This is a genomic window from Blautia hominis (assembly GCA_002270465.1).
Taxonomy (GTDB): domain Bacteria; phylum Bacillota; class Clostridia; order Lachnospirales; family Lachnospiraceae; genus Blautia; species Blautia hominis.
Genome location: NQOF01000005.1, coordinates 18,186 through 31,137, shown reverse-complemented (window position 1 = coordinate 31,137; position 12,952 = coordinate 18,186). Strand labels below are relative to the sequence as shown.

At 48.7% G+C, this 12,952-nt stretch carries 10 protein-coding genes; 8 read left to right on the top strand and 2 right to left on the bottom strand.

What is annotated here, in order from left to right; all coding sequences use genetic code 11:
- The first annotated feature begins 82 nt into the window (after window positions 1-82).
- The 6 genes from CI595_RS16660 (at window position 83) to CI595_RS16635 (ending at window position 9,153) form a co-directional block, all read left to right on the top strand.
- Window positions 83-2,143, top strand: coding sequence for a penicillin-binding transpeptidase domain-containing protein (locus CI595_RS16660; protein ID WP_095174775.1), 2,061 nt, complete (start codon window positions 83-85; stop codon window positions 2,141-2,143).
- 6 nt (window positions 2,144-2,149) lie between these two features.
- Entirely contained in the window at window positions 2,150-3,367 is a 1,218-nt protein-coding gene (locus tag CI595_RS16655; RefSeq protein WP_095174774.1) for a DUF6070 family protein, read from the top strand.
- Window positions 3,368-3,486: 119 nt separating this feature from the next.
- A complete protein-coding gene (locus tag CI595_RS16650; protein ID WP_065543436.1) occupies window positions 3,487-3,873 on the top strand; it encodes a hypothetical protein in 387 nt (128 codons plus the stop codon).
- A 217-nt stretch (window positions 3,874-4,090) separates the two neighbouring features.
- Entirely contained in the window at window positions 4,091-5,260 is a 1,170-nt protein-coding gene (locus CI595_RS16645) for a class I SAM-dependent methyltransferase (RefSeq protein WP_095174773.1), read from the top strand.
- 168 nt (window positions 5,261-5,428) lie between these two features.
- Window positions 5,429-7,888 (top strand): hypothetical protein, encoded by a 2,460-nt coding sequence (locus CI595_RS16640; RefSeq protein WP_095174772.1) that lies wholly within the window; start codon window positions 5,429-5,431, stop codon window positions 7,886-7,888.
- Between the two features lie 149 nt (window positions 7,889-8,037).
- The gene (locus CI595_RS16635; RefSeq protein ID WP_095175059.1) at window positions 8,038-9,153 is read left to right on the top strand and encodes an aminopeptidase; all 1,116 of its coding nucleotides are present in this window, start codon (window positions 8,038-8,040) and stop codon (window positions 9,151-9,153) included.
- Between the two features lie 124 nt (window positions 9,154-9,277).
- On the opposite strand, the gene CI595_RS16630 is transcribed toward CI595_RS16635, so the two are convergent.
- Window positions 9,278-9,724 carry a hypothetical protein gene (locus tag CI595_RS16630; RefSeq protein ID WP_095174771.1) on the bottom strand — a complete coding sequence of 149 codons (447 nt, stop codon included), beginning with the start codon at window positions 9,722-9,724 and terminating at the stop codon, window positions 9,278-9,280.
- A 4-nt stretch (window positions 9,725-9,728) separates the two neighbouring features.
- The gene (locus CI595_RS16625; protein ID WP_095174770.1) at window positions 9,729-9,947 is read right to left on the bottom strand and encodes a helix-turn-helix transcriptional regulator; all 219 of its coding nucleotides are present in this window, start codon (window positions 9,945-9,947) and stop codon (window positions 9,729-9,731) included.
- Between the two features lie 236 nt (window positions 9,948-10,183).
- Here CI595_RS16625 and CI595_RS16620 point away from each other — a divergent pair, with 236 nt between their 5' ends.
- On the top strand, window positions 10,184-10,684 hold the full coding sequence (locus CI595_RS16620) for an RNA polymerase sigma factor (RefSeq protein ID WP_095174769.1): 501 nt from the start codon (window positions 10,184-10,186) through the stop codon (window positions 10,682-10,684).
- A 17-nt stretch (window positions 10,685-10,701) separates the two neighbouring features.
- On the top strand, window positions 10,702-12,942 hold the full coding sequence (locus CI595_RS16615) for a beta-propeller domain-containing protein (RefSeq protein WP_095174768.1): 2,241 nt from the start codon (window positions 10,702-10,704) through the stop codon (window positions 12,940-12,942).
- The last annotated feature ends 10 nt before the right edge of the window (window positions 12,943-12,952 follow it).

Here is a 12,952-nt window from a genome sequence, read left to right as displayed (position 1 = left end):
GGATTTTTGCAACTGTTCAGCTTGTCTGAACTGTTACGGATTTTTGTGTAGGGAGTGTATCGTACATAAGGAGGTTATTTTTATGAAGCGAAAGAAAGCAGCAGCAGTGATAGGGACCGTGGCGGCAATTGCCGTGTGCGCGGCAGGCATATTTCTGTACAAGGTAAAATTTGAGGAGAAGCGCCAGGATGTATTGGAGGAGTACATGGGTTATATCGAGAAGGGAAGATATGACAAGATGTATGCTCTGCTGGATGAGGCCAGCAGGAACACTGTGAGCGCAGAGGATTTTGTGGTCAGGAACCAGAAGATCTATGAGGGAATAGAGGCTGACAACATCCGCCTCGACATTTCCGATAAGCAGGAGAAGAGCCAGCCCATATCCTATAAAGTCACCATGGATACCGTGGCAGGGGAGATTTCCTATGACAATGATGCTTTTTTTGAAAAAGAGAGCGGAAAATGGCGCATTAAGTGGAGCGATTCCATGATCTTTCCCAACCTGAAGGCAGCCGATAAGGTGAGTGTGGTCAGCATAGAGGCAAAGCGGGGAGAGATTTATGACAGAAACGGTGAACTTTTAGCAGGACAGGGGACTGTGGCCAATGTAGGGCTTGTCCCGGGCAAGATGGCAGTCCAGCCCCAGGAGGAGCTGGAGGCCATGGCAGCACTTCTGGGAACCACAGCCGGCAGTATTTCCGATAAACTGGATGCATCCTGGGTGAAGGATGATTCCTTTGTACCAGTGAAAAAGATGACCAACAGCGCGCTGGAAATGCCTGCAGGGGAAGGGGAGGCTTCACTTAAAGATAAGCTGCTGGAGCTGCCAGGCGTTATGATCTCTGACGCGGAGAGCAGGGTCTATCCTTACGGGGACTGTACCTCCCATCTTCTGGGGTATGTGCAGGAGATAAACGCAGAGGAACTGGAGGAGTTAAAAGGCAAGGGATATGATGAACAGAGCATTCTGGGAAAAAGCGGACTGGAGAAATTATACGAAGACAGGCTGAAGGCCCAAAAAGGCTATAAAATCTCTATTGTGGACGCAGAGGGCAATGAGAAGGAGGCACTTGCCTCCGTTTCTGCAAAGGATGGGGAGAACATTACCCTGACCATTGACGGACATCTTCAGCAGAGTGTGTATGAGCAGTACAAGAATGACAAGAGCAGTTCTATTGTCATGAACCCCAAGACCGGTGAGGTGCTGGCAATGGTCTCCACACCCACCTTTGACAGCATGGATTTTGTGCTGGGAATGTCCCAGGAAAAATGGGATTCCCTGAATAATGATGAGGATAAACCTATGTTTAACAGGACAAGGGAAAGCTGGGTGCCGGGTTCTTCTTTCAAACCCGTCATCGGTGCAGTGGGCCTTACAACAGGAACCCTGTCCGCAGATGAAGATTTGGGAGCCAGCGGCCTGTCCTGGCAGAAGGATGAGAGCTGGGGCGATTACCGGATCACCACGCTCCACGAATATGGGGGGGAAGCTGTTCTGCGGAATGCACTTATCTACTCCGACAATATTTATTTTGCTAAAGCAGCGCTGAGGATCGGTGCGGATACACTGACAGAACAGTTGAAAAAGCTGGGATTCGGTGAGGATATTCCCTTTGAGATCGGTATGAGCAAATCCCAGTATTCCAACGAGGACGGCATTTCCTCTGAGATCCAGCTTGCGGACAGCGGCTATGGACAGGGACAGATATTGGTGAATCCCCTCCATCTGGCATGTATTTACTCCGCCTTTGTCAACGAGGGGAATATGATAAAGCCGTATCTGGAGATAATAGACGCAAGGGGTCCTGAATACTGGAAGGCAGGCGTGTTTTCAAAGGAGGCTGCCGCTGTGATACAGGAGGACCTGACGGCGGTCATTGCAGATGAAAATGGAACCGGGCATGGAGCTTACACAGAAGGCGCGAACCTGGCAGGCAAAACAGGGACAGCGGAAATTAAGGCGTCCCAGGATGATGAAAGCGGAACAGAGCTGGGATGGTTTGCCGTATTTAATACGGATGGGGACAAGAAAAGCAGTTTCCTGATGCTCAACATGGTAGAGGACGTGAAGGACCGCGGAGGAAGCGGTTACGTGGTGGATTTAGATAAAGGACTGTTGGATGAAATGCTGACAAAGGAGTGACGTGGTGTGAGATTAAAAGGGGTTATGATGTGTGTGACGGCAGTAAGCCTGGTCCTGGGCGGCTGCGGAGACAAGGCAAAGCAGGAAAGTGATGTGGCAGTCAAAGCGGATGTGGCTGAAGCAGAGGACCGGGAAGCTGTCAAAGAAGACAACAATTATTACGAGATGGAAATACCCGCCGATGAGGCGGAAACCCTCACGGAAGCCGCCGTCCAGGCTGCTAAAAGCTGTCAGGACCTGTATATACAGGCCAGGAAGAACAGCAGCAAGGAGGATGTGCTCTCCATGGAAAACGTGGCAGCCCTGGTAAAAAAGATGGGCAGCCAGGGATATGCGGCCCTGGATAACAGGAACCGGGAGAATATGGAGAACTACCAGTTAGTGGAAAAATTTCTGGTAAGTCAGGAAAAAAAGGAAGAGGCAGCCATCTCTGTGTACCGGATCCACCGGGATGGGGGAATGGATAAGACCGATTTCGCCTCAGACGATACAGGGGCGGTGACGGTCACCAACACGATCATAGACTGGAATAAAAAGCAGGAGCCATACGTGGTGGATATGGTCCGCTATCAGGCATGGAAGTGGGAGTACACAAAAAAAGGATATCTTTTCTATGAGAGGTACATACCGGATGGGATGGAGGCAGACGGGACCGTCGGCATAAGAGTCCTTCCCCTGGATGAAGAACTGCGTAAACTTTGTGAGGACTATATAGAGCCTATTGGATATGAAGCAAATAATCTGTTTCTTGTGGAGTGGGATGAGGAGAATTTCCAGCAGGTAAATTTCAATGACCTGTATGATATCCTTTACCGGATTGACCAGGGAAGCCTGCCGGACAGCACTCAATATCCAAACGGGATCGGCAGAAGTGAGTTTGAGGACCTGATAGGGAAATATTTCAGTATACCTGCGGAGCAGTTAAGGGAACAGGCAGGCTATAACAGCCAGACCGGCACATATCCCTGGACACAGATCGCCGGCAGCAACGCTGCTGTATGGGTGGAGAGAGACCCTGAGGTGGTGGACTCCAGGGACAATGGGGATGGCACCATGACCATGACGGTGGATGTTGTCTGCCCTCAGCTTAAAAAGGATAAGCTCTTTTCCCATCAGGTGACTGTAAGGAAAGTGGATGATGATGATTTTTTGTATGTGAGCAACACCATTGAACCGGGGGGAGAGGTTCCGCCCTACACACCCCGGACCGCGGCCGGACAGTAACACGGGATGTTTGCTGCCGCCGGGTATCCATACGGCCAGCCGGGTGAACGCGCATACCTGTTGAACTGTTATATCTTTTCTGCATATACTGACTATGAGAAGAATCAGTGAGGTTTTTTATGGCAGTTAAGAAAGTGGACCCCAGGGAAGAAATGCTGGGGCAGGAGCGGGTGCTGCAGCAGGATATGCGGCGCCTGCGGGCTAACTATCCGGAAAACGCGGCCTACATCCAGTGTTTTGTGGAGGATGCCTGTGACCGTATGGATTATGAGGGCAGCAGGATGTATGATGAACATCCCGACAAATACATGATGCGCAAAGTCTGTGATTCCATCCACAGTCAGATACGCAGAGAGAGCGAAAGGATAGGTGTGGAGTCCGGCTTTTGCAGAAAATGCGGAAACCTTCCGGACGAAGCGCTGCGGGATTTGATCGAAGTCCTGTTTTTCAATGAAGTATACAGACGCAGATGCCAGAGAAGGCGATGCAGAAGACTGTACCGCTGACCATGCTGTTCACAGCCACTATCCCGCCGGATGTTTCTATGCACTTGCGCATGAAAATCCCGAGGCAGCAGGCGCAGTCATAATAAAACTGCACTTGGGGCTTGCGGTTTTGTCATAAAACTTTTACAATAGTAATGATACTGTAGCGGTTCAGCAGGTCGGCCCGTTTCAGCGCTGACTGTATGAGAGACTGCGTATACTGTTTAGGAGAGAAAATATGACAGAACTGGAAAGATTTCTGGATTTATATATAAATGAAGAGTTAATAAGAGTAATCATCAGCGGCCCCCGGCAAAAAGAGGGGCCGTCTAAAATACAGATACGTCCCTTATTACTGAAGGGGCAGGTAATGTATCAGATAACAAGAACAGTGGGACAGAAGGAACTTCACGAAAACCATCAGAGGGCTGAAGTCCTCTGTCTCATCAGTGATTGGATGCAGCAGGATTTCCGTCAGCTTCAGCTTGAGGCAAAGGGGATCCAGGGAACGGTTCTTGCTAGTAAAAAAGGCAAGCTTACCATCAAAACAAAGAAAACACAGGGCAGGGAGGCATTTGTTCCCATGCTGACACACAACAGGCAGAAGAAATATCTGCTCCAGGAAGGTGTGCCGGTGCCCTATCTGATAGATTTAGGAATTATGAATGAAGCGGGCAGGGTGAAGAATGCCCGTTATGATAAATTTAAGCAGCTCAACCGCTTTCTGGAGTTTATTGAGGACATCCTCCCCAGGCTTCCAAAAGACAGGGAAGTGAATATTATTGATTTTGGGTGCGGTAAATCCTACCTTACATTTGCCATGTATCACTATCTGCATGAGCTGAAGGGTTATGATATCCGGGTGATTGGTCTGGACCTGAAGGCAGACGTGATCGAGACATGCAGCCGTCTGGCAGAAAAATATCATTACGAAAAACTGCATTTTTATCAGGGAGATATCGCATCCTATGAAGGGTGCAGCCATGTGGATATGGTTGTGACTCTGCACGCCTGCGATACGGCTACGGATCATGCCCTGGCAAAAGCCGTGAAGTGGGGTGCCTCAGTGATCCTGTCCGTGCCCTGCTGTCAGCATGAACTGAACCGGCAGATCGAGAATGACATTTTGGCGCCCGTACTGGGATACGGTATATTGAAGGAGCGCTTTGCTGCCATCCTCACGGACGGACTTCGGGCGCAGATCTTGGAAAGTGCAGGATATGACACGCAGATCCTGGAATTTATTGATGTGGAGCACACACCTAAGAATCTGCTCATTCGTGCAGTAAAAAATGAAAACAAAACAGTCAGCAGACAGCAGAGACAGGCATGGGAAAAATGCGCGGAAGAATTTCAGGCAAAGCCCACGCTTGCATCACTGTTGTTCTTAGAAGGTTACTGTTCATAGTATACGAAAAAGGTAATTCTTCGCACAGTAACACGCTTCGCGATGCACAGTTCTGCCCTTTAGGGTGCAAAATGCAATGGATTGCATTTTGGCGCTGGCCAACTCGGGTGCGCAAAACACCTCCCGGGACATTGGACTGTGAACAGTTACCTTAGAAGGGAACGATAGATGAAAAAGGTATTGACTAAGCTGGGAGTCCTGCTGCTCATATTTATCCTGGGTGTTATCGGATTCTCCAGTTTTATGAATAAGGAGACAACAGACAACAAGATGGACATGGAGGAAGCCACCCTTCCCGTACTCTCCATGATGTACAAAGACCAGGAGATGAACCGCATGTACGGTTATGCACAGGAGATGCAGGTGGACTTTATGAGGGACAGCCTGACCCCTGTGGGAACAGACAAGAAAATGACGGTGAGCATCCTGCCATACGGCCATAAGATACAAAGTCTTGTATATGAGGTCAGAACCTCAGACGGCAGCAAAGTGGTGGAGAATGCCAAGATCAAGAATTTTGAGGAGAACGGCAGTGCACAGACTGCCACGTTTGAACTGGAAAATTCCATTTTGATGAATCAGGAATATTCCTTGGTCTTTACCCTCAATACGGATAAAGGCTCCTGGCATTACTACACAAGAGTGATCCAGCGTACAGGCCTCAATGCTGACAAATACCTGGAGTTTGTACAGAGTTTTTCATCCAAGACCTTCAGCAAAGACAATAACGGGGAGCTGAGGACCTATCTGGAATCAGATGACACTGCGGTGAACAACAGCTTTACCAATGTGGACATTCATTCCAGCGTGGATATGGTCACATGGGGAAGCCTGGCACCGACCATCAGCAGAAAAGGCGTTCCTACGATCAAGGACATTAATGAGACCACGGGAAGCCTGACCCTGACTTACTATATCACAGCCAAGGACGAGGAAGGGTATGATGAATTTTATCAGGTAGATGAGTTCTATCGTATGCGGTATGGAGATACCAGAGTTATGCTCCTGGACTTTAACCGGTCTGCAAAGCAGATCTTTACAGGCAATGAGGTGTCTGTATCCTCAGGAAAGATCAACCTGGGCGTTACCTCAAAGTCTGTCCAGTTTGCAGCCAGCCAGGCGGGAAGTGTTCTGGCTTTTGTGCAGCAGGGGGATCTGTGGTCATACAATACCAGCACCAACAAGATGACGCAGGTTTTCAGTTTCCGGGAAGGGCAGGACGCGGACGACAGATATGACTACCCCATGCATGACTTTAAGATTGTGCGTGTGGAGGAGAACGGAGACATGGATTTTGTTTTCTACGGTTACATGAACCGGGGAGAACATGAGGGATATACCGGCACTTGCGTTTATCACTATTACAGCGAACAGAATGTGCTGGAAGAAAAATTTTTCCTGCCTACCACCAAATCCTATGAATTTATGAAGCGGGATGTGGAAATCCTTTCTTATGTAAGCACAGATGATCTGCTGTATCTTATGCTGGACGGCAGCCTGTACCAGATGAACATGTTGGATAAGACCTACGAAATTGTCAAGGAAGGGATTGCGGAGGACTGTTTTGCAGCGTCCGGTACCAACCGGCATGTGGCGTGGATGGAGGAAATGGATCCGCTTCAGACTACCCATATTACCTTTATGGATTTGGAGACCGGGAAGCAGCAGAGCATTACTGCGGACGAGGGGACAAAGATAAGGGCCTTTGGATTTATCAATGAGGATCTGGTCTATGGTGTGGCCAGGGACGGAGATATTGTGGTGGATGCCACAGGAAGTCTTCGTTATGCCATGCATAATATAAGGATACAGAAATTCTCCGGGGAACTGGTGAAGGATTACCAGCAGGATGGAGTCTACATTATGGATGTGGATATCCAGCAGGGACTTCTGGAGCTGAAGCAGGCCCAGTGGAATGTGGACCAGTACACAGAGATTCCCAGTGAGCACATTATGAACAATGTGAAGAACGCAGAGGATGAAGTAATCTCCGTTGCAACTGCCACAACTGTGCGGCAGGCAAATATCACAAGGCTGATATTTTCCGAGGACAGCAGGAATAAAAATCCGCTCAGGATGGAATCAAAGCTTATGGTAAATAAAAATGACACGGTGCTGAACATGGATTTGAAAGAGTCAGTCAGGGATGGATACTATGTCTACGCAAAGGGCAGTCTGGTGGATATTTACAGCAGCCCGGCCCAGGCAGTGCAGGTGGCTGACGGGATGACAGGTGTTGTGCTGAACCGTTCCCAGCAGTATGTGTGGGAGAGAGGAAACCAGAAGACAAAAGTGACGTTGAATCTGGATGACATTCCGGAAAGCTTTAAGACAGCCAGCCTCGACACCGCAGCCCTCCAGGAGAGTCTGGGGGATGCGGGGACCGTGCTGGACCTGACGGGGTGCACTCTGGAACAGGTACTTTACCAGGTCAGTGCCCAGAGACCGGTCATTGTGTCACTGGGAGAGAATGACAACCGTGTCATTGTAGGGTATGACGGCTATAATACCCTGCTCTATAATCCGGCGGACGGACAGACAGAGTATAAAGGTTTAGGTGACAGTACCAGGGACTTCGGGGCAGCCGGAAATGTATTCATCAGTTATATAGAAAACCTGCCGGAGTAAAACCGGCAGAAAGGAAAAGAAAAACGTTACGGTTCAGCACTCTTTCGTGTATCTGTTACTGCTTTTGGAAAGCATCAGATATGCGCAGGCCCCTGCCGGAAGGCAGTGACGCAGATGCTGATAAAGTACGGGAAAGCAGGATGACAGTTATGGATGAGAGAATCAGGAAACTAGCGTACGGACTGGTAAATCACTCCTGCCATGTGCAGAAGGGTGAAAAGGTCTATATCCATTATACGGGCTATTCTACCACTGAGCTTGCGAAACAGCTCATCCGGGAAGTATACCGGGCGGGCGGGATGCCGTTCCCCCACTTTACGGACCCGAAAGTCCAGAGGGAGATGCTGCTTAACTGTACCAAAGAGCAGATCGAACTTATGGCAAAGGTGGACAGGGAAGAGATGGAGGCCATGGACTGCTATATTGGAGTCAGGGGCGCGGACAATATTACAGAGCTGTCCGATGTACCGAAAGAAAACATGGCTGTCTATGATAAATACTATAATACCCCGGTACACCATGAGGTGAGGGTGGCAAAGACAAAATGGGTGGTCCTGCGCTATCCCAATGATGCTATGGCGCAGTTATCCGGCACCAGCACGGAAGCCTTTGAAGATTTTTACTTTGATGTATGTACACTGGATTACAGCAAGATGGGCAGGGCTATGGAGAATCTGGTGGAGTATATGCAGCGCACTGACCGGGTACGGATCACAGCCCCCGGCACAGACCTGACTTTCTCCATTAAGGATATACCGGCGGTCCCATGCAGCGGTGAGAGCAATATTCCTGACGGTGAAGTATTTACGGCACCGGTCAGGGAATCTGTCAACGGTACCATCCGTTACAATGCAGCCTCCTCCTATCAGGGGTTTGTATTCGAGAATGTGACACTCACATTTGAAAATGGAAAGATCGTGAAGGCAGAGGCCAATGACACGGAGCGCATCAATGGAATCTTTGATATGGATGAGGGCGCGCGTTATGTAGGGGAATTTGCCATAGGGGTGAATCCTTTTATCCTTCACCCTATGAAGGATATCCTGTTTGATGAAAAGATTCAGGGTTCTATTCATTTTACACCGGGAAGCTGCTATGATGATGCCTGGAACGGAAATGTATCGGCGATCCACTGGGATCTGGTGCTGATACAGAGGCCGGAGTACGGCGGTGGTGATATTTATTTTGACGATGTGCTGATACGCAGGGACGGGCGCTTTGTGGTGCCTGAGCTGGAAGGGTTGAACCCGGAGAACCTCCGGTAGGAAAAAGAGGAAAAGGGTTGAACCCGGAGAACCTCCGGTAGGAAAAAGAGGAAAAGGGTTGAATCCGGAGAACTTCCGGTAGGAAAAAGAGGAAGAGTGTGGCTGCACTCTTCCTCTTTTAGTATTACAGTTTGTGCATATAATAGAATTTCAGACAGACTCCTAAAAGAAGCTGACATACCCCTGCGGCTAAAAGAGAGTAGAAAACGATAATATTAAAATAACCGGCTATAATACCTGCAAAGATCATGATCACAGATGTGATGAGGAGGGCAGGCATACCTGCTTTGGAGCGTATCAGGATCATCCTTTCGTCTGTTTCTTTAAGGTAAGCTTCCCTAAGCATCCGTTCATTTTTCAGCAGCTTGCAGTATTTTATAAGTATAAAGAGAGATACAATAGCCAGGCCCAGCATGAAGCCGGTCTGGAAGTCCGTAATATTTCTAACGGTATTGGGAATTTTCCCTTTGTTATCCATTAAACGCAGGGTTACAGATAAGATGACGTTCAGAAGGATGACGATTCTGAACAGTGCAATTCTTGTTTTCAAGGTCTTTTTATATCTTTCCATAATGTTAAACCTCCTGATCCGTAATATCTACATCTGAAAAATCAAAAACTTCTTCAATGGTAAGACCAAAATAATGTGCTATCTTGTAGGCCAGGACAAGGGATGCGGTATACTTACCCACCTCGATGGATGTGATGGTCTGTCTTGTGGTTCCTACTGCGTAGGCCAATTCTTCCTGGGAGAGCCTGCGGGCTTTCCGCAGTTCACGTATCTTTGTGCGCAATTTCCTATCAGCTCCTTTTTATAAAATGCATAGTTAACTTTGCATTTTAAGTATAGTAAACTTTGCAAAAAATGTCAAGCGAACTTTGCAAAATAAATAAAAAATATTTTTACCGGCTGAATGCAACAAAAAGATGCAAATCGAACACTATATTTATATAATAAAAGGGAATGAGCGGCATAAGGGGTGCCGTGCGTATAAGAAGGAATATATGAAAGAGAAAGGGAGGTGGCGGCATGACGGACTGTAAGGAATTGGCATATGAGGCAAAACAGGGAAACAAGGAGGCGTTTGCAGAGTTGTATAAAGCAGTTTATCAGGATATGTACCGTTTTGCGCTATATATACTTAAGAATCCGGAGGATGCCCAGGACGCAGTGGCCGAGACTGTGGCGGATGCCTATGCGTCTATCACAAAACTGAGGGACTGCGAGGCCTTTAAGGGCTGGATCTTTAAGATCCTGTCCAACAAGTGCAAACGGAAATTAAAAGAGTATACCAGGAAAACGGAACCTCTGTATGACCAGGAGGGAAGTGTGCCCGGAGACCTGGACCGGGATATGCAGGTGCGGGAGGCCTTCTTCTCCCTGAGCGATGAGGAACGGTTTATTGTGGCTATGCAGGTTTTCGGGGGGTATAGAAGCAAAGAGATTGGGCTGATATTACATAAAAACCACAATACCGTGCGCTCCCGGCTGGACAGAGCTTTGAAAAAAATGGAAGAGATATTACAGTGAGAGAGGAGGCGAAGAAAATGAAGGATGAGAATTTTAATGACAATCAAATGCAGGATGAGTACAAAAGACGGGAGATTATACAGAAGATCAGGGAGTCAGCCGGTAAGGAAACCATTCCTGAGGACTTAGATCCCGAGAATCTGGACAATTTGATAAAGCAGGAGGGAAAAGCAGAAGACAGATCAGGAAGATGGAGAGAGGCTGCTGCAGATTTTGCATTCCGTTACAGGAAAGCTGCCGGGGTGGCAGCAGCATTTGTGATCCTGGTGATCGCCGCCGTGAACCTTACGCCTCTCATGTATTCCGGCTCTGCCAGTGAGAAGTCCACGGGAAATGCCGCCAGCATGGATTCCGCTGCTGAAGCGGCAAAAGAGGATGCACAGGCGGGAAACGCCTCTGATTCCGGCGGGAATGCCGGAGATGAGAAAAGAGATTCCAAGGATATGGCAAAGGCAGATGAAGCGAAGGCAGATGAAGCCAAGGCAGAGAAGAAAGATCAGGTGGAAGGGTATGTGTCTGGCAGCAGTTATGAGGAACTGTATGAGCAGATTTATACAGAGACACAAAAAGCCCAGGAAGAGTGGGAACGGAAAATCATGTCTGATACCCAGAATCTTGCAGGACAGTCTGATGGAAGTGCGGCGAAAAGTGATGCGGCGGCAAGCCAGGAAACAGCTGCTGTGGAAGATTCGGCCAGCCAAGACGCAGGCGCTGCTGCAGGCGGAGGCGGCGGGTATTCCGATACCAACGTGCGGACAGAGGGCGTGGATGAGGGTGACATTGTAAAGACAGACGGCAGCTATATCTATACGCTGAACCGTTCCGGTATCCTGCGGATCGTGGCTGTGGACGGCGGTGATATGTCTGTGGCAGGTCAGATTTCCCTGGATGATCTGACAGATTCCATACAGGAAATGTACGTGGACGGCAATACCCTCTGTGTGGTCACCAGCGGTTACGACTCAGGTCTGGAATGGCAGGGGGATGACGCGTATATGGTAAACAGCCGGGATTTTGTCCGTCTGTACACATATGATATTACAGATAAGAGCAAAATAACCCTGAAGGGCACTGTGGAGCAGGACGGCATTTACGATTCCACCAGGAAAGTGGGGAATTATGTGTACCTCTTTTCGCAGTTCTATCCGGCATATAAAGACCAGGTACAGCCTGCCCAGCCAAGACTCTATGTACCATCTGTGAACAATGAACTTCTGGACAGCGCAGATGTGCTTTATCCGGCCATACCGCAGAGAGAGAACGGGCAGCTTGTGATTTCCTCCGTGAATCTGGAGAAGCCGGATAAGATACAGGACAGCAAATCCCTCATTGGGGCGTCCGGCAGGACTTACGTGAGTACAGAGAGCATCTATATCTTTGGGGATGATTATACCGGTGAGGAGATGCAGACCCAGATCGTCCGGTTTTCCTATAAGGACGGGGAGATACAGGCCGGGGCGGCAGGGGAAATTAACGGGAGTATTAACAATACATTTTCCATGGACGAATATGAAGGCTATCTGCGGGTGGTGGCTACCAGATACAATGACGGATGGTGGGGCGGAAATATGAGCAACAGCCTGTTTGTCCTGGACGATAAACTGAAAATGGTGGGTAAAGTGGAAGACCTGGCAAAAGGGGAGCAGATATATTCAGCCAGGTTCATGGGGGACACCGGATATTTTGTCACATACAGGCAGATGGACCCTCTGTTTTCTGTTGACCTGTCAGACCCAACGGATCCAAAGATACTGGGTGAACTGAAGATCACGGGCTTCTCCGAATATCTGCATTTTTATGGTGAGGATAGACTGCTGGGAATAGGCTGGGAGACTGACCCGGACACAGGGGAACGGCTGGGCCTGAAGCTTTCTATGTTTGATATCTCCAACTCCGCCAAGGTAAAGGAGATTGATAAGATGGTCCTGAAAAATGTGGATTTCTGTCAGGCGATGGATAATTACAGGTCGATCCTCATTGATCCCGGGGAGAATATCCTTGGATTCGGTATGGGAGTATATGATACACAAAACTATGAACTGCAGGGGTATTATGGGGTGTTCACCTATGATCCGGAGGAGGGATTCCAGAAACTCCTGTATCAGAGTATGAGCAAATGGATGGACAGCTCCGGGGATGAATTGGCCGGTGTGCGGGGCCTCTATATCGGCGATACCTTCTATATGTGCGGCAGCAGCGGGATCAGTGCTTATGACAGAAATAAAGAGTATGAAAACTGCGGAATCCTGGAGTGGTAGAGCGTCAAAT

Coding starts and splice junctions, on each gene's coding strand:
- CI595_RS16660 (WP_095174775.1), top strand. CDS start 83: ATGAAGCGAAAGAAAGCAGCAGCAGTGATAGGGACCGTGGCGGCAATT.
- CI595_RS16650 (WP_065543436.1), top strand. CDS start 3,487: ATGGCAGTTAAGAAAGTGGACCCCAGGGAAGAAATGCTGGGGCAGGAG.
- CI595_RS16645 (WP_095174773.1), top strand. CDS start 4,091: ATGACAGAACTGGAAAGATTTCTGGATTTATATATAAATGAAGAGTTA.
- CI595_RS16640 (WP_095174772.1), top strand. CDS start 5,429: ATGAAAAAGGTATTGACTAAGCTGGGAGTCCTGCTGCTCATATTTATC.
- CI595_RS16635 (WP_095175059.1), top strand. CDS start 8,038: ATGGATGAGAGAATCAGGAAACTAGCGTACGGACTGGTAAATCACTCC.
- CI595_RS16630 (WP_095174771.1), bottom strand. CDS start 9,724: ATGGAAAGATATAAAAAGACCTTGAAAACAAGAATTGCACTGTTCAGA.
- CI595_RS16620 (WP_095174769.1), top strand. CDS start 10,184: ATGACGGACTGTAAGGAATTGGCATATGAGGCAAAACAGGGAAACAAG.
- CI595_RS16615 (WP_095174768.1), top strand. CDS start 10,702: ATGAAGGATGAGAATTTTAATGACAATCAAATGCAGGATGAGTACAAA.